The 22,871-nt window shown below is 64.4% G+C and carries 22 protein-coding genes; 10 read left to right on the top strand and 12 right to left on the bottom strand.

Translation table 11 applies throughout. The features are described 5' to 3' along the window. Positions 1-96: 96 nt before the first annotated feature. The gene (locus tag AC0L3B_RS18880; RefSeq protein ID WP_473380887.1) at positions 97-984 is read left to right on the top strand and encodes a branched-chain amino acid aminotransferase; all 888 of its coding nucleotides are present in this window, start codon (positions 97-99) and stop codon (positions 982-984) included. A gap of 68 nt (positions 985-1,052) precedes the next feature. Here the strand turns inward: AC0L3B_RS18880 and phaR are convergent, their stop codons facing one another. Next, positions 1,053-1,649: a polyhydroxyalkanoate synthesis repressor PhaR gene (gene phaR / locus AC0L3B_RS18875; protein WP_018452879.1), complete on the bottom strand. Its 597-nt coding sequence runs from the start codon at positions 1,647-1,649 to the stop codon at positions 1,053-1,055. Between the two features lie 304 nt (positions 1,650-1,953). On the opposite strand from phaR, the gene AC0L3B_RS18870 reads away from it, so the two are divergent. The 3 genes from AC0L3B_RS18870 to yddG all read left to right on the top strand — a co-directional run bounded on the left by AC0L3B_RS18870 (position 1,954) and on the right by yddG (position 5,095). Next, entirely contained in the window at positions 1,954-3,132 is a 1,179-nt protein-coding gene (locus tag AC0L3B_RS18870) for an acetyl-CoA C-acetyltransferase (RefSeq protein WP_018452880.1), read from the top strand. Positions 3,133-3,372: 240 nt separating this feature from the next. Further along, positions 3,373-4,098, top strand: a complete 726-nt coding sequence (phbB, locus tag AC0L3B_RS18865) for an acetoacetyl-CoA reductase (protein ID WP_085348404.1) — start codon at positions 3,373-3,375, stop codon at positions 4,096-4,098. 127 nt (positions 4,099-4,225) lie between these two features. Continuing rightward, positions 4,226-5,095 carry an aromatic amino acid exporter YddG gene (yddG, locus tag AC0L3B_RS18860; RefSeq protein ID WP_018452882.1) on the top strand — a complete coding sequence of 290 codons (870 nt, stop codon included), beginning with the start codon at positions 4,226-4,228 and terminating at the stop codon, positions 5,093-5,095. 34 nt (positions 5,096-5,129) lie between these two features. Here yddG and AC0L3B_RS18855 read toward each other — a convergent pair whose 3' ends face one another. Both AC0L3B_RS18855 and gloB read right to left on the bottom strand, forming a co-directional pair. Then, positions 5,130-5,552: a cupin domain-containing protein gene (locus AC0L3B_RS18855; RefSeq protein WP_018452883.1), complete on the bottom strand. Its 423-nt coding sequence runs from the start codon at positions 5,550-5,552 to the stop codon at positions 5,130-5,132. Between the two features lie 23 nt (positions 5,553-5,575). Next, the gene (gene gloB / locus AC0L3B_RS18850) at positions 5,576-6,343 is read right to left on the bottom strand and encodes a hydroxyacylglutathione hydrolase (protein WP_473380886.1); all 768 of its coding nucleotides are present in this window, start codon (positions 6,341-6,343) and stop codon (positions 5,576-5,578) included. A gap of 109 nt (positions 6,344-6,452) precedes the next feature. Here gloB and AC0L3B_RS18845 point away from each other — a divergent pair, with 109 nt between their 5' ends. Further along, a complete protein-coding gene (locus AC0L3B_RS18845; protein ID WP_007599158.1) occupies positions 6,453-7,199 on the top strand; it encodes a class I SAM-dependent methyltransferase in 747 nt (248 codons plus the stop codon). Between the two features lie 71 nt (positions 7,200-7,270). Here AC0L3B_RS18845 and AC0L3B_RS18840 read toward each other — a convergent pair whose 3' ends face one another. Both AC0L3B_RS18840 and prmC read right to left on the bottom strand, forming a co-directional pair. Continuing rightward, on the bottom strand, positions 7,271-8,065 hold the full coding sequence (locus tag AC0L3B_RS18840; protein WP_473380885.1) for a DUF4167 domain-containing protein: 795 nt from the start codon (positions 8,063-8,065) through the stop codon (positions 7,271-7,273). Between the two features lie 462 nt (positions 8,066-8,527). Beyond that, positions 8,528-9,424 carry a peptide chain release factor N(5)-glutamine methyltransferase gene (gene prmC, locus AC0L3B_RS18835; protein ID WP_247820902.1) on the bottom strand — a complete coding sequence of 299 codons (897 nt, stop codon included), beginning with the start codon at positions 9,422-9,424 and terminating at the stop codon, positions 8,528-8,530. A gap of 89 nt (positions 9,425-9,513) precedes the next feature. On the opposite strand from prmC, the gene AC0L3B_RS18830 reads away from it, so the two are divergent. Then, positions 9,514-9,933, top strand: coding sequence for an HIT family protein (locus tag AC0L3B_RS18830; protein WP_018452887.1), 420 nt, complete (start codon positions 9,514-9,516; stop codon positions 9,931-9,933). On the opposite strand, the gene AC0L3B_RS18825 is transcribed toward AC0L3B_RS18830, so the two are convergent. The 4 genes from AC0L3B_RS18825 to AC0L3B_RS18810 form a co-directional block, all read right to left on the bottom strand. Then, positions 9,930-10,628 (bottom strand): ABC transporter ATP-binding protein, encoded by a 699-nt coding sequence (locus AC0L3B_RS18825; RefSeq protein WP_018452888.1) that lies wholly within the window; start codon positions 10,626-10,628, stop codon positions 9,930-9,932. The two genes, AC0L3B_RS18830 and AC0L3B_RS18825, sit on opposite strands and share 4 nt — an antisense overlap. Beyond that, positions 10,625-12,472, bottom strand: coding sequence for a branched-chain amino acid ABC transporter ATP-binding protein/permease (locus AC0L3B_RS18820; RefSeq protein ID WP_473380884.1), 1,848 nt, complete (start codon positions 12,470-12,472; stop codon positions 10,625-10,627). The genes AC0L3B_RS18825 and AC0L3B_RS18820 overlap by 4 nt, the downstream gene beginning before the upstream one ends. Positions 12,473-12,483: 11 nt before the next feature. After that, on the bottom strand, positions 12,484-13,359 hold the full coding sequence (locus tag AC0L3B_RS18815) for a branched-chain amino acid ABC transporter permease (RefSeq protein WP_085348400.1): 876 nt from the start codon (positions 13,357-13,359) through the stop codon (positions 12,484-12,486). 99 nt (positions 13,360-13,458) lie between these two features. Beyond that, positions 13,459-14,793, bottom strand: coding sequence for a substrate-binding protein (locus AC0L3B_RS18810; protein ID WP_018452891.1), 1,335 nt, complete (start codon positions 14,791-14,793; stop codon positions 13,459-13,461). A 251-nt stretch (positions 14,794-15,044) separates the two neighbouring features. Between AC0L3B_RS18810 and AC0L3B_RS18805 the strand changes: the two genes are divergently transcribed. Then, a complete protein-coding gene (locus AC0L3B_RS18805) occupies positions 15,045-15,662 on the top strand; it encodes a hypothetical protein (protein ID WP_473380883.1) in 618 nt (205 codons plus the stop codon). 112 nt (positions 15,663-15,774) lie between these two features. Continuing rightward, complete coding sequence (locus tag AC0L3B_RS18800) at positions 15,775-16,245, top strand: MarR family winged helix-turn-helix transcriptional regulator (protein WP_026232413.1); 471 nt, start codon at positions 15,775-15,777, stop codon at positions 16,243-16,245. A gap of 33 nt (positions 16,246-16,278) precedes the next feature. Here the strand turns inward: AC0L3B_RS18800 and prfA are convergent, their stop codons facing one another. From prfA to AC0L3B_RS18785, 3 genes are all read right to left on the bottom strand, one after another. Continuing rightward, positions 16,279-17,364, bottom strand: a complete 1,086-nt coding sequence (prfA, locus tag AC0L3B_RS18795; RefSeq protein WP_085348398.1) for a peptide chain release factor 1 — start codon at positions 17,362-17,364, stop codon at positions 16,279-16,281. Positions 17,365-17,420: 56 nt separating this feature from the next. After that, positions 17,421-19,688, bottom strand: coding sequence for a phosphoenolpyruvate--protein phosphotransferase (gene ptsP / locus AC0L3B_RS18790; protein WP_026232414.1), 2,268 nt, complete (start codon positions 19,686-19,688; stop codon positions 17,421-17,423). 269 nt (positions 19,689-19,957) lie between these two features. Further along, complete coding sequence (locus AC0L3B_RS18785; protein ID WP_027515136.1) at positions 19,958-21,214, bottom strand: aspartate kinase; 1,257 nt, start codon at positions 21,212-21,214, stop codon at positions 19,958-19,960. Between the two features lie 150 nt (positions 21,215-21,364). Here AC0L3B_RS18785 and AC0L3B_RS18780 point away from each other — a divergent pair, with 150 nt between their 5' ends. Together AC0L3B_RS18780 and ubiG are read left to right on the top strand one after the other, a co-directional pair. Continuing rightward, a complete protein-coding gene (locus AC0L3B_RS18780) occupies positions 21,365-21,832 on the top strand; it encodes a PH domain-containing protein (RefSeq protein WP_247473712.1) in 468 nt (155 codons plus the stop codon). A 14-nt stretch (positions 21,833-21,846) separates the two neighbouring features. Then, positions 21,847-22,620: a bifunctional 2-polyprenyl-6-hydroxyphenol methylase/3-demethylubiquinol 3-O-methyltransferase UbiG gene (gene ubiG, locus AC0L3B_RS18775; protein WP_473380882.1), complete on the top strand. Its 774-nt coding sequence runs from the start codon at positions 21,847-21,849 to the stop codon at positions 22,618-22,620. Positions 22,621-22,871 lie beyond the last annotated feature (251 nt).

Here is a 22,871-nt window from a genome sequence, read left to right as displayed (position 1 = left end):
GGAGGGTAACTCACCATTTTCCCGCAGGGAATCATTTAGAAATTGCGCCCAATAGTGGCGCTATAATGCGGCACCACGCCAAGGGAGAGGCCGGTCATGGCCGAGATCAAAAAGCCCATCGAATATTCGCCGAGCTGGACCTTCTTCGAGGGCAAATGGCACGACGGCAATGTGCCGATCATGGGTCCGCGCACGCATGCGGCCTGGCTCGGCTCGGTCGTGTTTGACGGCGCGCGGGCGTTCGAAGGCGTCGCGCCTGATCTCGACCGCCACGTCGCCCGCGCCAATCAATCCGCGATCAACTTTGGCCTGAAGCCGGTGGTCGATTCCGGAACCTGGATGACACTCGCAAACGAGGGCATCGCACGCTTCGCGCCGAATGCCGAGCTCTACGTCCGTCCGATGTACTGGGCGCGGAACGGCGCGGGCGGCGGCGTGCTGTTCGACCCCGAGACCACCGATTGGTGCCTGTGCATCTACGAGGCGCCGATGCCAAAGCCGGTCGGCAACGCGATCACGCTGTCGCCGTTCCGCAGGCCCACCGCCGAATGCGCCCCGGTTGAGGCCAAGGCCGCCTGTCTCTATCCGAACAATTCGCGCGCGCTTGCCGAGGCCGCCTCGCGCGGCTTCCAGAACGCGCTGATGCTCGACATGCTCGGCAACGTCGCGGAGTTCGGCAATTCCAACGTGTTCATGGCCAAGGACGGCGTGGTCTACACGCCGGTGCCGAACGGCACCTTCCTCAACGGCATCACCCGCCAGCGCGTCATCAGCCTGCTTCGCGCCGACGGCGTCAACGTGGTCGAGAAGACGCTGCGTTACGCCGACTTCCTCGCCGCCGACGAGATCTTTTCGACCGGCAATTTCGCAAAAGTCGCGCCGGTGATCCGCATCGACGATCGCGAGCTGCAGCCGGGCCCGCTCTACACGCGCGCGCGCAAGCTCTATTGGGACTTTGCCCACGCAGTGAAGCTGGCGGCGTAGCTTCCCCACCTTCGCCGGTACGACGGCGGAGTTGTGGCAGCAAGGCGCGTTAGCGCGTGGCAGGAACCCTACTCGTCCTTCTTCGACATCCGCTCGAGGCGTTCCTGCATGTCCTTCATCTGCTGGCGCAGATCGTCGATATTGCTGTCCTTCGGGGCTTCGGCGGCCGGCTCGGGCGCCGGCTCCGCGGAGCCCGCGGGGCGGGCTGCGCCGGGCGCGAAAGGCTTGAACATCGAGAAGGTCTGCTGGAACAGCTCCATGTTGCGGCGGACCTGTTCCTCCAGCGGCGCAAACGGGGTTCCGGACAGCGAGGTGGCGATCTGCTTGCGGAACTTCTCCTGCTCCTGCGTGAGCGAGGCGATGGCCTGCTCCAGATATTTCGGCACCACCATCTGCATGCTGTCGCCGTAGAAGCGGATGAGCTGGCGCAGGAAGGTGGTCGGGAGCAGGTTCTGGCCGGCCTTGTTCTCCTGCTCGAAGATGATCTGGGCAAGCACGGAGCGGGTGATGTCGTCGCCGGTCTTGGCGTCGTAAACTAGGAAATCTTCGCCGTCCTTGACCATGGCGGCGAGGTCTTCCAGCGTCACGTAAGTGCTCGTCCCGGTGTTATAGAGCCGGCGGTTCGCGTATTTCTTGATGGTGGTGGGTTGGTCTGATTTCGCCATGGGCTCTCACTTGCAAGACGCGGAGAACGGGAACCTGACGGGCTATGCCGCAGGGCGGGAAGAGTACGCAACGCAACAAAATAAGCATTTTCAAAGGGGTCACGCTACCGTTTTGTGCGCCACGGTTAATCGGGCAGCAAAAACGTGCTTGCGAAAGCGCCAAGAACGCTATTTTGAATGCGCTGCGGGATGAATTCGGCCGCCGGCCGATTGACATGCCTCAACGACGTTAACAGGATGCCGTCCGAGACTGGCGAGCCGTTTCCCCAGCCCCGTCTGCCCCCATTCAACCCAGGAGATGCCCATGTCAGACGATGTCGTCATCGTCAGCGCCGCCCGCACCCCGGTCGGAAGCTTCAACGGAGCGTTCGCAACCCTTCCCGCCCATGATCTCGGCGCCATTGCCATCAAGGCCGCGCTGGAGCGCGGCGGCATCGAGCCCGGCCGGGTCTCCGAAGTCATCATGGGCCAGATCCTGACCGCCGCCCAGGGCCAGAACCCGGCCCGTCAGGCTTCGATCAATGCCGGCATTCCGGTCGAGAGCCCGGCCTGGGGTGTCAACCAGCTCTGCGGCTCGGGCCTGCGCACCGTTGCGCTCGGCTATCAGGCGCTGCTCAACGGCGATTCCGAGATCGTGGTCGCCGGCGGCCAGGAATCCATGAGCATGGCTCCGCACGCCCAGTACCTGCGTGGCGGCGTCAAGATGGGTGCAGTCGAATTCATCGACACCATGATCAAGGACGGACTGTGGGACGCCTTCAACGGCTATCACATGGGCAACACCGCCGAGAACGTCGCGCGGCAGTGGCAGATCACCCGCGCCCAGCAGGACGAGTTCGCGGTCGCCTCGCAGCAGAAGGCCGAAGCCGCGCAGAAGGCCGGTAAATTCAACGACGAAATCGTTCCGGTCACCATCAAGGGACGCAAGGGCGATGTCGTCGTCAGCGCCGACGAATATCCGCGCCATGGCGCAACGGTCGACGCGATGGCGAAGCTTCGTCCCGCCTTCGAGAAGGACGGCACGGTCACCGCGGGGTCGGCGTCCGGCATCAACGACGGCGCTGCTGCCGTGGTGCTGATGACCGCCAAGCAGGCCGCCAAGGAAGGCAAGAAGCCGCTCGCGCGCATCGTGTCCTGGGCGCAGGCGGGCGTCGATCCGAAGATCATGGGCTCGGGCCCGATCCCGGCCTCGCGTGCCGCGCTGAAGAAGGCCGGCTGGAACGTCGGCGATCTCGACCTGATCGAGGCCAACGAAGCCTTCGCTGCGCAAGCCTGTGCCGTCAACAAGGACCTCGGCTGGGATACCTCCAAGGTCAACGTCAACGGCGGCGCGATCGCGATCGGCCATCCGGTCGGTGCCTCCGGCGCCCGCGTGCTGGTGACGCTGCTCCACGAGATGCAGAAGCGCGATTCGAAGAAGGGCCTCGCCACGCTGTGCATCGGTGGCGGCATGGGTATCGCGATGTGTGTGGCGCGCGACTGAGATAGTTGACGCGTCATTTGCGCGTGCGCTGCACACGTGACTGAGTGCGTTGCACGCGATTAAAAAGGCAGCGGTTGCAAATCAATTATTCTTCGCAACCGTACAAGCCTCGACTAAAGAGAAACGCCCGGCTCGATGCCGGGCGTTTTGTTCTTGATGTCCGTCAAACGTCCCCCATAATCCGCACTTAAAAACGATCACTCAGAAACGTCCGAAGAGTCCAAGGGAAGGAAATACGATATGGCACGTGTTGCATTGGTGACGGGTGGTACGCGGGGCATCGGAGCTGCGATCAGCAAGGCGCTGAAGGCGGCCGGCTACAAGGTTGCGGCGAGCTATGCCGGCAACGACGCGGCGGCAGAGAAGTTCAAGGCCGAGACCGGCATCGCCGTCTACAAATGGGACGTCAGCAGTTTCGATGCCTGCGCCGAGGGTGTGAAGAAGGTCGAGGCCGAGGTCGGCCCGATCGACGTGCTCGTCAACAATGCCGGCATCACCCGCGACACCGCCTTCCACAAGATGACGCTCGATCAGTGGAACGCCGTCATCAATACCAATCTCGGTTCGCTGTTCAACATGACGCGTCCCATCATTGAAGGCATGCGTGCGCGCAAGTTCGGCCGCATCATTTCGATCTCGTCGATCAACGGTCAAAAGGGACAGTTTGGCCAGGTCAACTATTCCGCGGCGAAGGCCGGTGACATCGGCTTCACCAAGGCACTCGCGCTCGAGAACGCCAAGGGCGGCATCACCGTCAACGCGATCTGCCCCGGCTACATCAACACCGAAATGGTGCAGGCAGTGCCAAAGGACGTCCTGGAAAAGAACGTGATCCCGCAGATCCCGGTTAACCGGCTCGGCGAACCGGAAGAGATCGCACGTGCGGTCGTGTTCCTGGCGGCGGACGAGGCCGGCTTCATGACCGGCTCGACGCTGACCATCAATGGCGGCCAATATCAGGCCTGATGGCGCCCATTCTCTTGGCGCAACGTCGCTGAGGCAAAATATGTAGCTTCAGTCGCGACAAGGCGATAGTGAAGACGAAAATGCCCGGCCTTGTGCCGGGCATAAACGTCCTCAGAGCCTTTGATCGATGACTCCCCGCACCGCAACGCTGATCGGATTGACCGCGATCCTGATGTGGTCGCTGCTGTCAGTGATGACGGTGGCGACCGGAAAGATCCCGGCATTCCAGCTGGCCGCGATGACGTTCGCGATCGGCGGGCTCGTCGGCCTGCTCACCTGGATCGGCCGCGGCGCAGCGGCCAAAAGCCTGCGTCAGCCGCTGGTCGTGTGGATCGTCGGTGTCGGCGGACTGTTCGGCTATCACGCGCTGTATTTCCTCGCGCTGCGCTTTGCGCCACCGGCTGAAGCCGGCCTGCTGAATTATCTGTGGCCGCTCCTGATCGTGCTGTTCTCGTCGTTTCTGCCGGGCGAGCGGCTTGCCGTGCATCACGTCGTTGGCGCCCTGCTCGGCCTCGTCGGCACCGTGCTGCTGTTCGCCGGTAACACCTCGGGCTTCACGCAGGGACAATTGCCGGGTTTGGCCGCGGCCTTCATCGCAGCGTTCGTGTGGGCGATCTATTCGGTGTTGTCGCGGCGACTGAAGGCGGTGCCGACCGATGCGGTCGCGGGATTCTGCCTCGCCACCGCGGTGCTCGCCGCGCTGATGCATGGACTGCTTGAAACCACGGTGTGGCCGGACACGACGCTGCAATGGCTCTCCGTCATCGCGCTCGGCATCGGCCCCGTCGGTGCTGCGTTCTACGCCTGGGACATCGGCATGAAGCGTGGCGACATCCGCGTGCTCGGCGCCGCCTCCTATGCGACGCCGCTGCTCTCGACCGGCTTCCTCATCGCCGCTGGCTTTGCCAATGCCAGCGCCAACATCACCATCGCCGCGATCCTGATCGCCGGCGGCGGCCTGATTGCGGCGAAGGACATGTTGCTGCGGAAGCGGTAGCATCATTGCCGGCGCAAGCCGAAGCGACAGGGCCTTAGGGCTCCCAGCCCTTCGGCGCGAGCTCGAACTTCGCGAACTCGAAGGCGGGCGCCACGGTGCAGCCGACCAGGGTCCACTCGCCGGTGGTCTCTGCCGTCTGCCACGCATCGGCCGGCACGATCGCCTGTGGCCGCTCGCCGTTCAACAGGTCCGTACCGAGCCGTACCTCGTGCTGGGAGCAGCCTTCGTGCGCTATCCGCAGGGTCAGCGGGCTGCCGGCGTAATAGTGCCAGCTCTCGACAGCATCGATGCGATGCCAGTGCGAACGCTCGCCGCGCGCCAGCAGAAAATAGATCAGGGTCGAGCGCGCGCGGCCGTTGGCGTCGGTGGTCTGGTCGCGAAACGTCTCTCGGTAATGCCCGCCTTCGGGATGCGGGCGGAGTTCGAGGCGCGCGATGATCTCGGCTGCGGTCGGCATCGATTCCCGTCAGGATCTGTTCTTCAAGACTTGTTCTTGCGCTCGCGCAGCTCGCCGAACACCGCGGTGGCATCCGCGCCCTTCATGTGCAGCCTGGCTGCGATCGAGGGTTCGTCGGCGCGCAAGAACACGTTTGTCCGCTTCTCGTCACCAAGCAGCGCGGGAATGGTCGGCTTGTTCTCGGCCCGCAGCCTCGCCACCTCCGCCGCGCGCGCCTGCAGCGCCGCATTGTCGGGGTCGACGGTCAGCGCGAACTTGACGTTGGAGGCCGTGTATTCATGGCCGCAATAGAGCTTGAAGTCGTCGGGCAGGGCACGCAGCTTCAGAAGCGAATCCCACATCATCGGATAGGTGCCCTCGAACACGCGGCCGCAGCCGATCGAGAACAGCGTGTCGGCGGCGAACAGCGCTTTGTCGGTGTCGAACACATAGGAGATGTGGTCGAGCGTGTGGCCGGGCGTCTCCAGTACGCGCCCCAGCAAGCTGCCGACCCTGACGATTTCGGCATTGGCGACGCGCAGGTCGACGTCTGCGATCTCCGTCGTCTTGTCATGCGGCGCGACGACGCGGCAATTGTATCTCTGCTTGAGTTCGGCGACCCCGCCGACATGATCGCCATGATGATGGGTGATCAGAATGTCGGTGAGCTGCCACCCCTCGCGCTCGAGCGCCCTCACGATGGGGCCGGCCTCCGGCGCGTCGATCGACGCCGTCGCCTTGGTTTCCACATCGTGGATGAGGTAACCGAAATTGTCGTTTAAACAGGTGAAAGTACGAATTTCGGCGGCCATGTCATCTCCGATCGCGCTCAGCTCCGTCAGACAAATATGGCGTTAACGTTGCGCAGGCAATGCAATATTCCGCGCGCGGGGGCCGCCTCGTGCATGTTACATTGCGATCATGACCATTGATGTCGTCGACCTCCGCGAGTTCTACTCCCGTCGCCTCGGGATTGTGGCGCGGCAAATGATCAATCGCGGCATTCGGGAGCGCTGGCCGCGCGTCGATGGCCAGCGGGTGCTCGGCTTCGGCTATCCCACGCCCTATCTCGGGTTGTTCCGCGAGGACGCGGAGCGCTGCATCGCCTTCATGCCCTCGGCCCAGGGCGTCCTGAAATGGCCCACCGGACGGCCGGCGCTTGCCTCGCTGGTGGACGAGTTCTCGCTGCCGCTTCCCGACGCCGCGGTCGATCGCATCCTGCTGGTCCACGCACTGGAAATGTCGGACGATCCGGCCGCGCTGCTGCGCGAGGCATGGCGCGTGCTGTCGCCGTCCGGTCGCGTGATTGCGGTCATCCCGAACCGGCGCGGGGTGTGGACCCGCACCGACAGCACGCCGTTCGGTCACGGCCGGCCCTATTCGCGTTCGCAGATCACGGACCTGTTGCGCCAGACCTGGTTCACCCCGACCGCCTGGGGCGAGGCGCTGTTCATGCCGCCCTATGCCGGGGGCTGGGTGCTGAAATCCGCACAGATGTGGGAGCGGGCCGGCGCGGCGCTGTCGCTGCCCTTCGCCGGCGTGCACATCGTCGAGGCGACCAAGCAGGTCTACCGCGCGATCCCCGCCAAGCGCGAGCGGGCGCGGCTCATTCCATCACTGGCGAAGCCGGTGCTGGTACCATCCTCGACGACGGCGACGCGCGGCTAAAAACAAATCGTCCCGGACATGCCGGGACGATTCGGGTCAGGACATCTGGCGCAAGATGTCCGGCGAAAGGCTTACTCGCCGGGAGCCACTTCGTCGCTTGAGGCGGCCGGAGCGGCTTCGCGCTCGGGGCGCGGGCCATTCGGGCGGCGGCGCCGCCGCGGAAAGCGCTCGCCACCACCACCTTCGAAGCCGGCCTGGCCGGGCGCGCCACCGCTCACCTGCGGCTGCGGGCCGGTGATGAAGGAAGGCAAACGATCGACGCTGACGGCGTCGGCGACGACGGGCTGAGGCTGGTTCAGCGGTAGCGGTTGCGGCTGGGGCTGATATTGCTGCTGCGGACGATGGTCGCGTTCGCGATGCTCGCGCGGCTGCTGGTTGTCGCGCTGATAAGCATGGTTGTCGCGGGGCTGATGATCACGCGGCTGATGATCGCGCGGGCCGTCGCGGTCGCGGGTGAAGGGCGGCGGTGGCGGCTGTGGGACAAAACCCGGTTCCTGGCCGAAATTCGAGAAATTCTCGCCGTCGTCCTCGCCGTCGTCACCGCTGTTGTTGCTGATGGGCTCGTCGCCGCGCGGTTGCTGGTTCTGCCGGAACTGTTCCTGAGCCGTCGCGATCAGACGAAAATAATGCTCGGCATGCTGGTAGTAGTTCTCGGCCGCAACGGGGTCTCCGGAGGAGCGCGCGTCGCGCGCGAGCTGGAGATACTTTTCAGCAATATGCGAAGCCGTGCCGCGGATCTTGATGTCAGGTCCGTTGGACTCGTAGACCCGGGTCATCGGGTTCTGGCCGCGCCGGTTATTATTGTTGTTATTGTTATTATTATTGTTGCGGTTGCGCATCCGCTGCTTGTTCTGACCGTTTCTCATGTCCTGCCTTTAATTCCAGCCCTAAAGGTTGCACGCATTACTGATTGCCGAGAGTGACTTGATGACAGCGGTTCACATCGCTTGCGCGCAACCGCACGCAAGAGCGGATTGATCCCTGCCGATGTTCGTCGACCGTCGCGTTCAACAAAAGACGCGTTCCCCACCGCCAGCATCCATCGCCAGCGAACCCATTCATATCGCCTGCCGAAACAAGCCCTGCTTTGTTGCGTAAGTCTTCAAGCGCAATATCAGGCTTTCGTTCACGTTGCGGTCGGTAAGCAGCGCAGCTCAAATGGCCATCGCGCTCAACAGGACCTGCGGCTTGGAACCATTATCAGTAAGCTCTCGCCCGAGAGCCCGGCTTTCGCCCGTAGGTCTACGGGGCCGGCACCGATGTGTTGATAGGAAGGTAGTCGTTCCCAAGGGATATTCCAAGAGGTTTTTTGCAGCCCAATCCGGCTTTTATGGGGGCATTTTCCGGGCCGAAACCGCCCGTGGGATGCCCGCCAGATCGGCCTTGGGCGGCCTGTCCACGACCAACGCGGCAGCCGTCATCAAGGTTTCAATATTTCGGGCCTGGCCCTGTCCGGCCTCGACGATCAGTGCTCCGCCGGCGGCGAGACGTTCAGTCGCCTGTGGGATCAGGGCGCGATAGGCGTCGTAACCGTCATTGCCGCCGTCGAGCGCCAGATGCGGATCGTGCTCGCGCACCTCGATGCTGAGTTTCGGAATTTCGGCCGACGGGATGTAGGGCGGATTCGACACGACGAGGTCGAACGGGCCGCGGAGCGCCGCTGCGTAGGAGCAGGCAACGAAGCTCGCGCGGTCGGCGAGGCCAAGAGCCGCGGCGTTGTCTCTGGCGGTCTTGAGCGCGGTCAGACTGAGATCGGTGCCGACGCCGACGGCGCCGGGAATTTCGTGCAGCAGCGCCAGCAGGATGGCGCCGGATCCGGTGCCGATATCGGCGATGCGCGGGCGCCGTCCCGAATTCGTGAGCCCATGAAAGATCTCGAGCGCCAGTTCGACCACGGTCTCGGTATCCGGCCGCGGGACCAGCGTCGCCTCGGATAGCTGGAACGGCAGGCCCCAGAATTCCCGAGCGCCGAGAATGCGGGCGACGGGCTCATGCGCGAGCCGGCGCTGCGCATACGCTTCCAGCCGCGCAGCCTCTTCAGGCGCGAGTTGTCGGCCCGCCTGCGTCACCATCCCGGTCAGATCAAGCCTCAGCGCAGCTCCGACGAGCAGGCGCGCATCGAGGGCGGGCTGCTCGATGCCGGCCGATTGCAGCCGTGCCGCAAGCACGCGCCGCGCACTCTCGATGCTGTGTCCGGGATCGAAATCTGTCGCCAATGGAACCATCCTGCCTAGCATCGTGGATAGATCGGCTGGCTTGCTTGCGTCAATGAAAAGGAGCGCGTCAGATCGCGCCTCGCAACCAAGGAGGGTCCATGACGCCCTACGACGATCAGAACGTCTTCGCAAAGATCCTGCGTGGCGAGATCCCCTGTTTCGAGGTTTTCAGGGACGACCGTAGCCTCGCCTTCCTCGACATCATGCCGCGTTCGCCCGGGCACACGCTGGTCGTTCCCCGGGCGCCGGCACGCGGCATCCTCGACATCGCGGATGACGACCTCGCCGCGGTCGCCCGAACCGCCAAGCGGATCGCGATTGCCGCGATGAAGGCGTTCGACGCCGAGGGCATCATCCTTCAGCAGTTCAGCGAGCCGGCCAGCGGCCAGGTGGTCTTTCACCTGCACATGCACGTCATGCCGGTCAGGGCCGGAATCGAGCTGCTGCCGGCGCAGACGCGCAAGGAGGACACGGCGGTGCTCGCCGCTCACGCCAGGCGAATGATCGCCGCTCTCTAGACGCCGAGATAGCGCTGGAGCAGCTCCGGCTGGGCCTTGAGCTCCCGCGCCGGCCCTTCGTGCACGATATGTCCGTTGTTGATGATGTAGATCCGTGTCGCCAGCGCCAGCGTCGCCGCCAGGTTCTGCTCGACCAGCACGATGGTCTGGCCGGCGGCGGCGAGCTCGCGGCAGGCCTTGACCAGATCGTGGACGATGACGGGCGCGAGTCCCTCGAACGGCTCGTCCAGCAGCACGATCTTGGGATCACGCACGAGCGCCCGTGCGATCGCGAGCATCTGCTGTTCGCCCCCGGATAGCTCGGTGCCGCGGTTGTTGCGCCGCTGCTTCAGCCGCGGAAACATCTCGTAGATGCGATCGAGCGGCCAGCGTTTCGGCGCGGTGATGCCGGCGAGGACGATGTTTTCCTCCACCGACAGGCTGCCGAAAATGCGGCGTTCCTCGTGCACGAGCTGCATGCCGGCCTGCGCGATTCTGTGGCTCTTGCGCCCGGCGATATCGATGCCGTCGAATTTCACGCTGCCGCTACGCGGCGTCACGACGCCCATAAGGCTCTTCAGCGTGGTGCTCTTGCCGGCGCCGTTGCGTCCGAGCAGCGCCACCACCTCGTGACGCTCGACATGCATGGCGACGTCGAACAGGATGTGGGAGTCCCCGTAATAGCTGTTCAGGCCGTTGACCTCGATCAGGCTCATGCCGCGATCTCTCCGTGCACGCCACCGAGATAGGCTTCCTGGACGGCGGCGTTGGCCTTGATTTCCTCCGGCGTGCCGGAGACCAGCACCCGGCCTTCCTGGAGCACGGTGACGCGCTCGACCAACTCAAACAGCGAATCCATGTCGTGGTCGATGATGATCATGGTACGGCCGCGCGCGATCGACTTGAGCAGCTTGACGGTCTCGAGACGCTCTCGCGGGCTCATGCCGGCGAGCGGCTCGTCAAGCAGCAACAGGCGCGGCGACGTGGCGAGCGCAAGCCCGATTTCCAGCCTGCGCTTCTCGCCATAGGCGAGCTCGGACACGGGCGTGTCGGCACGACGGGTCAGGTTCACCAAAGCGAGCGTGTGCGCCACCTGCTCCGTCAGGCCCTTGACGCCGCCGAGCGTGCGGAACAGGTCGAGCCGGAATTTTCCGCGCAGTTCGGCAAGGGCTGCGATCGTCAGGTTCTCCCGCACCGTCAACCCGGTGAAGAGCTGGTTGACCTGGTAGCTTTTGGTCAGTCCGAGCTGGCAAACCTCGGTGACCTTCAATCCCGTGATGTCGCGGCCCTCGAACACGATCTGGCCGGAGCTCGGCGCGATCTCGCAGGTCAGCATCTTGAAAAAGGTTGATTTGCCGGCGCCGTTGGGGCCGATGATCCCGCGCAGCTCGCCCCGATTGACGCTGAAATCGATGTCGCTGTTGGCAACGAGGCCGCCATAGCGCTTGGTCAGGCCGGTGGCTTTCAGGATCGGCCCGGAATAGGCGGGGTGCTCGACCTCCTTGGCCTGCATCGGCGCCGGTGGAGGTTGCAGCCTGGCCTCGGTGTCAGCGGCATCCTGCTCCATCTCCGCATCCGCCTGCTTTCGCTTTCCCGAGACGAGGCGGTAGAGATCGGCAAGGCCGCCGATGATGCCGCCGCGCAGGAAGCAGACCAGCAGCACGAACACGACACCCAGCACCAACTTCCAGGCTGCGCCGAGGCCCAGTGCGGACTGCAGGAAGTCCTGAAGGAACAGCCAAACGGTTGCGCCGACCAGCGGTCCGAACAGCGTGCCCCTGCCGCCGATGGCCGTCTGCATCACGAGCTGGCCCGAGGTGTCGAAGGTGAAGGCGTCGGGCGGCATGAAGGCCTGGAGCACGCCGAGCAGTCCGCCGGCGAAGCCCGCGTAAGCGGCTGCGATCACGAAGGCGGTCAGCTTGTAGCCATGGATGTTGTGGCCGACGGCCGTGGCGCGCAGCGGATTGTCGCGGATCGCACTCAGAACCGCGCCGACCGGCGAGCGCACGATCCTGAGGGCGATGACAACGCCGACGAAATAGCACAGCGCGATGAACTGATAGAGCGACCAGCCATTGGTGAAGTGGATGGAGATGAAGCCGAGATTGAAGCTCGGCGTCGGCACGCCGGGCAGGCCGTTTTCGCCGCCGGTGAAATCGGAAAGTGGATTGAATTCGACGAAGAAGAACACTTCCGCGATTGCCACGGTGATCATCGCGAAATAGATGCCGGTGCGGCGCAATGCGATCAGGCCGATCAGGTAGCCGGTCGCTGCGGCCGCGATCATGCCGATGATCAGCGCGCCCAGCACGTTGCCGAAGCCCGCGCGGGTCAGCAGGTAGGCGGCGACGAAGCCGCCGGTGCCGTAGAAGGCGGACTGGCCGAACGAGAGCAGGCCGGTGAAGCCGAACAGGATGTCGAAGCCGAGCCCGAACAGGCCCCAGACCAGGATCCTGTTCACGGTGTTCGGCGCGAAGCCGAGATGAGGCAGCACGAAGGGGGCTGCGATCAAGCCGATCGCAGTCAGGGCTTCGATCAGGAAGGGGCGTTGCTTGAGCATCAGGTGATCGCTTACTCGCGGCCCTGGACGCCGAGCAGGCCATGCGGTCGTACCACGAGTACGAGCGTCATCGCCGCAAACAGCATCACATAGGCATAGCCGGGGTTGAACATGGAGGTGACGCTGATGATCTCGCCGGCGATCAGGCCGCCGAGAATTGCGCCGGGGAACGAACCGACGCCGCCGATCACCACCACCACGAAAGTCTGGACCAGGATGTCGTCACCGATGCCCGGTGTCAGCGACACCACCGGCGCGTTGACGATGCCGGCAAAGCCGGCGGCCATTGCGCCGATGCCGAAGACCACCATGAAGACGCGATAGACATTGATGCCAAGCGAATCCACCATCACCGAATCCTCGATGCCGGCGCGCACAATCATGCCCAGCCGGGTCCGGTAGAGCACGATGAACAATGCGCCGAGGGCGATCGCGACGATGCCGACGACGGCGAGGCGGTAGGTCGGATAGAACATGAAGCCGAGATTGGTGATGCCCTGGAATAGCGCCGGCGGCGGCACCAGCTGCGACTGGCTCGAGAAGATCAGGCGCACGAGCTCGACGAAACAGATGCCGAGCCCGAAGGTCACGAGCAGCTGATCCTCGTGCGGACGATGATAGAAATGACGGATGATGACGCGTTCCATGAGAACGCCGAGCAGCATCACGAACAGGGAGCCCGCGATCACGGCAAGGATGAACGACTCCGTGTACTGATAGGCGACGAAGCCGGCATAGCCGCCGATCATGAACATCGCGCCGTGTGCGAGGTTGAGCACGCCGAGCGTGCCGTAGATGATGGTCAGGCCGGAGCTGATCAGCGCGAGCAGGGCGCCGAGCGCGAGCCCGTTGAAAAGCTGTGAAACGAGGTTGGGCCAACTTATCATGGGACAATCGCTGTTGTGGCGCGCGATGTTGCGCGTCAGAAAAAGGCGACGCCGCGGGACCGGAGTGCAGTCCGCGGCGTCACAGGGGTTGGCGAGGTCTCAGCTGTAGTCGCCGAGATGGCAGCCGAAGGCGTCGGGCTTCTGCATCAGGCCTTCACCCGGGACGATCTCGACGACGTCGTACCAGTCTTCCTTGTTCTTCATGTCCTTCTGCTGCTTGCCCTTGACGATGATCACCGGGCGGACGCATTGGTGATCCTCCGGGCGGTAATGGACGTCGCCGACCAGGGAGGGGATCGTCTCGCCCTTCTCGTAGGTCTTGATCACGTCAGGCGGACTGAAGCTGCCGGCCTGCTCGCACATGTGCGCCCAATGCGCGAAGCTGACATAGGCGTTCTCGGCGCCCCATTCGGGCTTGTAGCCGTACTTCTTCTCGAACGCTTCGTTGAACATTTTCGCCAGCGGGAACTTGTCCTCGATGGTCCACCAATAGTCGGTGGCGGCGTAGACGCCCTGCATCAGGCCCCCGGTCTCGCGCGCGATGAAAGGCACCTGGTACGGCACGACCAGCTTCATCTTGTCGAGCACGCCAAACTGCTTGGCCTGTTGTGTCGACAGTACCGCGTCGTGGCCCCAATTGACGTTGATCAGCACGTCGGCGCCGGAGTTGGCGACGTTCAGCAGGTATGAGGAATAGTCGGGGGCGCCGAGCGGGGCGACCTGGTTGGTCACGGTGGTCCAGCCGGCGGTCGCCAGGAAGTCCTGCATCGATTTGGTAACGGTGTGGCCGTAGGTGTAGTCGGGAGTCAGATACGCCGCCTTCTTGCCCTTGCCGAACTCACGTACCATCACCGGGCCGATCGCTGCGGCCGCAGTCTGGCCGTAGAAGTTCTGGCGAAAGCCGTAGCGGACGCAATCCTTGCCAGTGGTATCGTTCGAGCCGGAAATGCCGCACACGAAAATCACATGTTCGCGCTGGGCGAGCTTGTTCAGCGCCACCGCAACGGCGCTCGACGTGCCGCCGGTGATCATGATCGCCTTGTTCTCGCTGATGAAGCGCTGCTGCGCCTGCACCGCCTCGTTCGGCTTGGCCGCGGAATCGGCGACGCCGAACTTCAGCTCCTTGCCGAGCACGCCCTTGCTGGTCTTGGGCGAGATCTTCTTGATCAGCTCGTGGCCTTCATTGATGTGCTCGATCGCGAGCTGGTAGCCCTTGAGCTCGTCTTCACCCTGCACGGCATAGGTGCCGGTGCGCGGCACCGAGATGCCGATGAAGGCGGTGGAGCCCGAGACCCCTGCGGGGTAGGAGCCGATCGCCGGCTTGTCCTCGGCAAACGCCGGCATCCCCGGCAGAACCGCGCCACCGATGAGGCCCGCGGTGGTCTGAAGCAGGCCACGGCGCGAAAGGCCGCGGCGGATGAGATTGTCAGTCATGATCGTTTCCTCCGAACGTCGTTCTTGTTTGCAGGCAAAGCACGACCTGTCCGACGGCAGCCGGCCTCGAAGGCCTGTCCGCGCCGGGCACGTCACATCCGCGTGTAGCTCTTGGACGTAAGCATTGCTTGTGAACACCTTCTGTCAATTTCGTCTTTGGTCGAACGCCGAAAATTATCTCGTGAAAACATATCGTATCACGATATATATTAGCCTTTGTGAGTACGAGGCTGGCGGGTTCGGCGAGAGAAATGGCGCGGCAGACGACAGTGGCGGGCACCCGGAAGCGACGGTCATGGCCGCAAGGTGCGGAGCGGCAGGAGGCGGCGTGGCCGGTGGAGGAGGCGCACGGGCAGCGGGCGACACCGCAGTCCGGCGATGCCTCGCACATGCCCGATCCGCGCAACCGGCCGGCCGGCCGGCGCGGGCCCGTCGTCGGCCCCGTTCAGGCGAAGCGCGCACCAGGTCCGATGCAGAAGTTGAGCGTGCGCGCCCAGAACGTCCTCAAGGAGCTCGCGGTCGAGCTCACTGCCGAGCAGCCGCCGAAGGGGAACTGGTCGCCCTCGCGCGAATTGCTGCTTGCGCTGACGGCTGAACGCCTCGCGACCGCGCGCAATTGCGGTCCTCACACGATGAGGGAAATCATCGACTGGGCGCAGGGCTGTGGCGTGACGATCAAGCCGGTGATTCCGCCCGGGGGGTCGCTGTCGCAGATGTGGGCGGAGTTGATTAGCAATGCATCCGCGGGTGCCTTGACCAGCGCCGAGATTGCCGGCGCGCTGCAGCGCTCGATCCGGCGAAAGAGCGTCCGTATCCCGATCGCGTTCCAGGTCATCCTGGTGAAGATCCTGCTGTCCAGCTTCGAATAGGTGGCGATATTTGTGTGTCCGGGGCGCCGGTCGGTTGGTTCGGCTTGGCCTTCCTTGCTAGTCTCGGTGGGGCCGCCCGTTGCACCGGCTGGCTCGACGTCGCAGGCAGGGAATGGCCCCATCGAAGCGGAAGACGACACGCCCGGCGCGTGCTGTGCCCACAAAGGGTGGCGCGATGCGCGAGGCCGACTACGGGGCGCTTGCGCAGTTTCGCTATCAGCTCCGAACCTTCCTGGCCTTCAGCGAAGCCGCGGCCCAGAGCGCCGGCTTGACGCCGCAGCAGCACCAGGCGCTGCTGGCGATCAAGGGATTGGCCGCCCCTGACGGCGCCAGCGTCGGCGACATCGCGCGCTTCCTGCTGATCCGGCACCACACCGCGGTGGAGCTGGTGGATCGCATGGCGAAACTGAAGCTGATTGGCCGGGAAGCCGACCCCGATGATGCGCGGCGCGTCCTGGTCAAGCTGACAGCGAAGGGCGAGCGGAAGCTGCGATCCCTCTCGCGCATCCATCTGGACGAGCTCAGCGCCGCCGCGCCCGGTTTGGGCAAGATCCTGCGAGCGTTTCGAGCCAAGAGACGCTGAGGACACGCTGAAGAAAGCGCGAAGCCGCGAGCTCTACGCCGCCGCGCCCTGAGCGGCGAGCTGCGCGGCCTGGTGCTCGGTGGTCAGCGCGTCGGTCAGTTCGCCCAGCGCTTCGCCCGCCATCACCTGCGGCAGCTTATAGAGCGTCAAATTGATGCGGTGATCGGTGACGCGTCCTTGCGGGAAATTATAAGTGCGGATGCGCTCGCTGCGGTCGCCGGAGCCGACCTTCTCCTTGCGCTCGGCCGAGCGCGCCGCGTCGAGGCGTTGCTGCTCGGCGTCGTAGATGCGCGAGCGCAGGATGTTCATGGCGGAAGCGCGATTCTTGTGCTGCGAGCGGCTATCCTGCATCATCACCACGATGCCGGTCGGGATGTGGGTGATGCGGATCGCCGATTCGGTCTTGTTGACGTGCTGGCCGCCGGCGCCTCCGGCGCGCATCGTCTCGATACGCAAATCATCGTTCCGGATCTCGACGTCGACCTCCTCCACCTCGGGCATCACGGCGACGGTGGCGGCAGATGTGTGGATGCGCCCCTGCGTCTCGGTGTCCGGCACGCGCTGCACCCGGTGCACGCCGGACTCGAACTTCAGCTTCGAGAACGCGCCGCGGCCCTGCACCTCGGCGATGATTTCCTTGTAGCCGCCGACGCTGCCTTCGCTGGCCGAGATCACCTCGACCTTCCAGCCCTGCAGGGCCGCGAAGCGCTCGTACATCCGGAACAGGTCGCCGGCAAACAGCGAAGCCTCGTCGCCGCCGGTGCCGGCGCGGATTTCCAGCACCACGTTGCGATCGTCCATGGCGTCCTTCGGCAGCAGCGCGACGCGGATCTTCTGGACCAACTCCTCGATCTTCGGCGTCAGCTCGCCGCGCTCGGCTTCCGCCATGGCGCGCATCTCGGCATCGGTCGCGGGATCGGCGATCAGCGCCTCGGTGTCGGCGAGCTCCTTGAGGGCCGAACGATAGGTCTTGACCGCTTCGATCAATGGCGTGAGCTCGGCGAGCTCACGCGTGATCTGCACATAGCGTTCGGAGGCGAGCTGACCGAGCGATTCGGCCTCGAGTGAGGCGTGATGCGCGAGCAGGACGTCCAGTTTGGCTTCGGGGAGTGACGACATCGGTTCGGTCTCAAATGCGGAAAAGGGCGAGGCGGCAGGAGGGGGCGACAGGCCCGCTACAAGGCCAGGCCTTCGGCCTCGGCAAATTCCGTCAGCTTCTGCCGGATCGAGACGCTGCCGGCGGGCGCGTCCAGCAACGGCCCGAGCATCGCCTCGGCCTTCTTGGCGTCGAGATCGAGCACCATGGCCTTGACCGGGCCGAGCGCGGTGGCCGAGAGCGACAGCGAGCGATAGCCCATCCCGATCAGCGCCAGCGCGCCGATCGGTTTCGACGCCATCTCGCCGCAGAGCGACAGCGATTTGTTCGCGGCTTGCGTCTTGCGTGCGATGTCGCGAAGCGCGCGCAGGATCGGCGCCGACATGGTGTCGAAGCGCTCCGAGACTTTCGCGTTGCCGCGGTCGACCGCGAACAGGAACTGGAACAGATCGTTGGAGCCGACCGAGATGAAGTCGACCTTCTTCAGGAGCTCGTCGAGCTGATAAAGCAGCGCCGGCACCTCGACCATGGTGCCGATGTCGATCCGCTCCGGCAGCGTGTGGCCGTGCTGGCGCAGATAGGTCAGTTCGCGTTCGACCAGCGCCTTCGCAGAATCGAATTCACCCACCTCCGAGATCATCGGGAACATGATGCGCAGCGCGCGGCCGCCGCCGGCGCGCAGCAGTGCGCGGATCTGCCCGCGCAACAGGCCGGGACGGTCGAGCCCGAGCCGGATCGCGCGCCATCCGAGCGCGGGGTTCTCCTCGATTACCGCCTCCATATAAGGCAGCGCCTTGTCGCCGCCGATGTCGAGGGTGCGGAAGGTGACGGGCTTGGTGCCGGCGGCATCCAGCACGGTGCGATAGAGCGCGAGCTGGTCGCTGGTGCGCGGCAGGCTCTGGCCGACCATGAATTGCAGCTCGGTGCGGAACAGGCCGATGCCGGCGCTGCCGGTGTCTTCGATGTGCGGCAAGTCGATCGCTAGACCCGCATTGATCATCAGCTCGACCTTCTGGCCGTCCTTGGTGACGCAGGGCCGGTCGCGCAGCGCCAGATACTGCGCCTGGCGGCGGGCCCGGAAGCGCACGCGCTCGGCGAAGGCCGCTTCGACCTCCTGCGATGGGCGCACATAGATCATGCCGGAGGTGCCGTCGACGATGACGGCGTCGCCGGGATCGGCGATACCAGGCGCGTTCGGGACTTCGCCGACCGCGGGAATGCCGAGCGCGCGCGCCACGATCGAGACGTGGGAATTGGCGGTGCCTTCCTCCAATATGATGCCGCGCAGGCGCTTGCGGTCATAGTCGAGCAGCGCCGCCGGGCCCATCGCGCGCGCGATGACGATGGCGTTGTCGGGCAATTGTTCGCGTGACGGCGCGTGATCCTGGCCGACCAGCTGTCGCATCAGGCGATAGCCGAGATCCTCGAGATCATGCAGCCGGTCGCGCAAATAGGGATCTGTCGAGCGCAGCATGCGCGCGCGGGTGTCGGATTGCACACGCTCGACGGCGGCTTCCGCCGTGAGGCCGGTGGCGACCGCCTCGTGCAGCTTGTGCGACCAGCCCTGGTCGTTGGCGAACATGCGGTAGGCTTCCAGCACCTCGCGATGCTCGCCGCCCTCGGCGACGTCGCCGCGCTCCAGCATGCGGTCGAGATCGGCGCGCAGCTTGGCGAGCGCGGTGTCGAGCCGCTTGATCTCCTTTGGCAGGTCCTCGGCGATGTAGTCCTTGATAACCACGCGCGGCTCGTGCAGCACGACATGGCCGAGTGCGATGCCTTCCGACAGGATGGCGCCGACCTTCTGCGCCGAATGGCGCGCCGCGGGCTCATGGCCTGGCTGGGCCAGCGCAGACAGCTCGCCGGAGGCGATCAGCTCCGCCAGCACCATCGCGGTGGTCTGAAGCGCCTCGAGCTCCTCCTCGACATAGTTGCGCTTGGCGCGATTCTGCACCACCAGCACGCCGAGCGTGTTGCCGGCGCGCAGGATCGGCACGCCGAGGAAGGAGTGGTAAATCTCTTCGCCGGTCTCCGGGCGGAACGAGAAGGCCGGATGGCTTTGCGCATCGCTTAGGTTGAGAGGCGTTGCCTCGCTCGCGACCAGGCCGACCAGGCCCTCATGGGCGCTGAGCACGGTGTGGTGCACCGCCTCGCGGTTGAGGCCTTCGGTGGCATAGAGCTCGAGCGTGTTGTCGACGCGCAGCACATAGACCGAGCACACCTCGGCCACCATGTTGGCGGCGATCAGCACCACGATCTTGTCCAGCCGCTCCTGGGCCGAGACCTGCTCCGCCATGGTTTCGCGGAGCCGTCTCAACAAGACGCGGGGACCTCCCGACGCGCTCCGCATGAACCGTCAATCTCCTCCGTCTGCCGGGGCCGAAAGGACCCGCGGCGGCTCGCCCAGAAATCCAGAAAAACAACAAATTTGCTCGTCCGGCGCCAGCCCCGGCGGTTGCCTGGGCCGAATCAGCACCGCCTCAACTGGGGCACAGTTTCTGGCAGCCCACCCAGTTCGCCGTATAGCGAATTGGGGCTTGTTTTGCCAAGCAAAACGCCTGCCAAACGCGAAAGTGTGGACACCTTCGCGTTTGCTGCGACCGCTAAGAGAAAATTAGCCTAAGCCTGATCGAGACCGTAGAGCGTGTGCAGCGTGCGCACCGCAAGCTCGGTATAGGCGGTGTCGATCAGAACCGAGAATTTGATCTCGGAGGTTGTAATGGCCCGGATGTTGATATTCCGTCCTGCGAGGGCCGAGAACGCCTGGGCGGCAACGCCGGCATGGCTGCGCATGCCGCTGCCGATCACCGAGATCTTGGCGACATCGGTCGCGGTGTCGAGCCGGGCATAATTGATCTGGCTCTTGGCCGCGGTAATCGTCTCCTTGGCCCTGGTGTAGTCGGCGGCCGGGACCGTGAAGGTGAGGTCGGTGGTCTTGCCGTCCTCGGAGACGTTCTGCACGATCATGTCGACGTTGATGTTGGCATCCGCGAGCGGGCCGAAGATCGACGCCGCCACGCCGGGCTTGTCCTCGATCTGGCGTACCGAGATCTGGGCCTCGTCCTTCGAAAAGGCGATGCCGGTGACGACGTGGCTTTCCATGATCTCCTCCTCGCTGCAGATCAGCGTGCCGGGCGGCTGGTTGGCATGCGGGTCGATATCCTCGGGCTTGTCGAAGCTCGAGCGGACGAAAATTGGCATGTTGTGGACCATGCCGAGTTCCACCGAGCGGACCTGGAGCACCTTGGCGCCCTGGGAGGCCAGCTCCAGCATGTCTTCAAATGCGATCTTGTCGAGCCGGCGCGCCTTCGGCACGATTCGCGGATCGGTGGTGTAGACACCGTCGACGTCGGTGTAGATGTCGCAGCGGTCCGCCTTCACGGCGGCGGCGATCGCCACGGCCGAGGTATCGGAGCCGCCGCGGCCGAGCGTGGTGATGCGGTTGGTCTCGGGGTTGATGCCCTGGAAGCCGGCGATCACGGCGACTTCCTTGCGTTCCCTGAAGCGCTTGATGATCTCGCTGCCGTCGATGCCCTCGATCCGGGCCGAAGCATGGGCGTCGCTGGTCGTGATCGGGATCTGCCAGCCCTGCCAGGAGCGGGCCTGGATACCCATGCCCTGAAGCACGATGGCAAGCAGGCCGGACGTCACCTGTTCGCCCGAGGCGACCACGGCGTCGTATTCGCGCGCGTCGTGCATCGGCGAGGCCTCGGTGCACCAGGCCACCAGCTCGTTGGTTTTACCGGACATCGCCGAGACGACCACGGCCACTTCATGGCCGGCGTCGACCTCACGCTTCACATGGCGTGCGACGTTGCGGATACGTTCGATGTTGGCGACGGACGTGCCGCCGAATTTCATCACGAGGCGGCTCATGACGACGCGTGCATTCCTTCATAAGGATCAGTATGGTGGCCCGCACTGGACGGGCCTCGCGGACACCGACCGCGCGTATACATAGCGGCGGGGCCGGGGGCAAGCGGGTTCCTGCGGGGCAGGGTGCGGGGTAGTGGGTTAACCGAGATCATGGCGCGCTATATCGACGAGATCCTGCAGCCTGGCGAGAAGGTGCTGTATTCGACCAATGCGCACTGGATCTTCTATTTTCCGGCGATCCTGGCCTGGATCGTGGCGCTGGTCCTGTTCGTCCTGTCCCGGCAAACCACCGTCGAGGGGCTCGTCCTGCTCTGTCTGGTTGCGGCCGGCCTGGTCGCTCTGGCGGCGCTGTACTGGACTGTGAAGGGCTGGTTCCATCGCTTTACCACCGAGACCGACGTGACCAATTTGCGGGTCGTGCACAAGACCGGCTTCATCAAGCGCCGCACCTTCGAGATGGCGCTGGATAAGGTCGAGAGCGTCGATGTCGATCAGACCATTCTTGGACGAATTCTCAACTACGGCGATGTGACGATTCGCGGCGTCGGCGAGGGGATCGAGACGATCAAGACCATCGCCTCGCCGCTCGCCTTCCGTAGTTCGATCACCACGCGGTAGGACCGCGCGTAACCATGAGCATGCAGCAAAATACTTCCGCTACCGTAAGCCCGCAGCCGGGTTCGACCGTGGACGCCGCCGAGATCGCAAAGTTCTCAAAACTCTCGGCCGAGTGGTGGGACCCCAACGGCAAGATGGCACCGCTGCACCGGATCAACCCGCTGCGGCTCGGCTATATCCGCGATGCCGCCTGCCGCAAGTTCGAGCGCAACGCGCGCAGCCTCAACTGCCTCGGCGGTCTGCGCGTGCTCGACATCGGCTGTGGCGCCGGCCTGCTCTGCGAGCCGCTGTCGCGCCTGGGTGCGCAGGTCATCGGCGTCGATCCGTCGGTCAGCAACATCGCGGCCGCCAAGCTGCATGCCGACAAGGCGCACCTCGCGATCGACTATCGCTGCACCACGGTTGAGGAGATCGACCCGCGCGAGCGCTTCGACATCGTTCTGGGGATGGAGGTGGTCGAGCACGTCGTCGACGTCGGCGTTTTCCTGAAGCGCTGCGCCGCGATGCTGAAGCCGAACGGCCTGATGGTGGTCTCGACGCTGAACAGGAACTGGAAGAGCTTTGCGCTTGCCATCGTCGGCGCTGAATATGTCCTGCGCTGGCTGCCGCGCGGCACCCACGAGTGGAACAAGTTCGTCACCCCCGACGAGCTGACGAAATACCTGCTCGACAACCGCCTGGTCATCACCGAGCAGACCGGCGTCGTCTACAGCCCCTTCGCCGACAAATGGACCCTCTCGTCAGACATGGACGTGAACTACATGGTGGTGGCGGAAGGCATGGTGTGAGGCGTTGCCGCTTCCAAACATTCGGCGTCGTCCTGGCGAAAGCCAGGGTTTAGTTAGGCGAAAACTGATAATTACGAGTCTTCGCCAAACCACTCCCTGGGGTAATGGGTCCTGGATCTGCGCTTCGCTTGTCCAGGACGACACCGAATTCGTCAGGCAAGCATCGCACCCATGACATCCGCGTGATTGACCTGCTTGAGCGCGAGCGGCACGTTGACTCAACGTCCTCTCGCTCCCAGCGCAGTCCCACC

It is taken from the genome of Bradyrhizobium sp. Kon56, assembly GCF_055807635.1.
This window is presented reverse-complemented; position numbering and strand designations above follow the sequence as displayed.

What these genes read in the sequence shown, in the direction of transcription:
- AC0L3B_RS18825 (WP_018452888.1), bottom strand. Translation starts at nt 10,628, where the DNA reads ATGAGCCTGATCGAGGTCAACGGCCTGAACAGCTATTACGGGGACTCC.
- phbB (WP_085348404.1), top strand. Translation starts at nt 3,373, where the DNA reads ATGGCACGTGTTGCATTGGTGACGGGTGGTACGCGGGGCATCGGAGCT.
- AC0L3B_RS18880 (WP_473380887.1), top strand. Translation starts at nt 97, where the DNA reads ATGGCCGAGATCAAAAAGCCCATCGAATATTCGCCGAGCTGGACCTTC.
- AC0L3B_RS18870 (WP_018452880.1), top strand. Translation starts at nt 1,954, where the DNA reads ATGTCAGACGATGTCGTCATCGTCAGCGCCGCCCGCACCCCGGTCGGA.
- AC0L3B_RS18805 (WP_473380883.1), top strand. Translation starts at nt 15,045, where the DNA reads ATGGCGCGGCAGACGACAGTGGCGGGCACCCGGAAGCGACGGTCATGG.
- ptsP (WP_026232414.1), bottom strand. Translation starts at nt 19,688, where the DNA reads ATGCGGAGCGCGTCGGGAGGTCCCCGCGTCTTGTTGAGACGGCTCCGC.
- yddG (WP_018452882.1), top strand. Translation starts at nt 4,226, where the DNA reads ATGACTCCCCGCACCGCAACGCTGATCGGATTGACCGCGATCCTGATG.
- AC0L3B_RS18780 (WP_247473712.1), top strand. Translation starts at nt 21,365, where the DNA reads ATGGCGCGCTATATCGACGAGATCCTGCAGCCTGGCGAGAAGGTGCTG.
- AC0L3B_RS18800 (WP_026232413.1), top strand. Translation starts at nt 15,775, where the DNA reads ATGGCCCCATCGAAGCGGAAGACGACACGCCCGGCGCGTGCTGTGCCC.
- AC0L3B_RS18855 (WP_018452883.1), bottom strand. Translation starts at nt 5,552, where the DNA reads ATGCCGACCGCAGCCGAGATCATCGCGCGCCTCGAACTCCGCCCGCAT.
- AC0L3B_RS18840 (WP_473380885.1), bottom strand. Translation starts at nt 8,065, where the DNA reads ATGAGAAACGGTCAGAACAAGCAGCGGATGCGCAACCGCAACAATAAT.
- AC0L3B_RS18820 (WP_473380884.1), bottom strand. Translation starts at nt 12,472, where the DNA reads ATGCTCAAGCAACGCCCCTTCCTGATCGAAGCCCTGACTGCGATCGGC.
- ubiG (WP_473380882.1), top strand. Translation starts at nt 21,847, where the DNA reads ATGAGCATGCAGCAAAATACTTCCGCTACCGTAAGCCCGCAGCCGGGT.
- AC0L3B_RS18845 (WP_007599158.1), top strand. Translation starts at nt 6,453, where the DNA reads ATGACCATTGATGTCGTCGACCTCCGCGAGTTCTACTCCCGTCGCCTC.
- prfA (WP_085348398.1), bottom strand. Translation starts at nt 17,364, where the DNA reads ATGTCGTCACTCCCCGAAGCCAAACTGGACGTCCTGCTCGCGCATCAC.
- AC0L3B_RS18785 (WP_027515136.1), bottom strand. Translation starts at nt 21,214, where the DNA reads ATGAGCCGCCTCGTGATGAAATTCGGCGGCACGTCCGTCGCCAACATC.
- AC0L3B_RS18815 (WP_085348400.1), bottom strand. Translation starts at nt 13,359, where the DNA reads ATGATAAGTTGGCCCAACCTCGTTTCACAGCTTTTCAACGGGCTCGCG.
- phaR (WP_018452879.1), bottom strand. Translation starts at nt 1,649, where the DNA reads ATGGCGAAATCAGACCAACCCACCACCATCAAGAAATACGCGAACCGC.
- prmC (WP_247820902.1), bottom strand. Translation starts at nt 9,424, where the DNA reads ATGGTTCCATTGGCGACAGATTTCGATCCCGGACACAGCATCGAGAGT.
- gloB (WP_473380886.1), bottom strand. Translation starts at nt 6,343, where the DNA reads ATGGCCGCCGAAATTCGTACTTTCACCTGTTTAAACGACAATTTCGGT.
- AC0L3B_RS18810 (WP_018452891.1), bottom strand. Translation starts at nt 14,793, where the DNA reads ATGACTGACAATCTCATCCGCCGCGGCCTTTCGCGCCGTGGCCTGCTT.
- AC0L3B_RS18830 (WP_018452887.1), top strand. Translation starts at nt 9,514, where the DNA reads ATGACGCCCTACGACGATCAGAACGTCTTCGCAAAGATCCTGCGTGGC.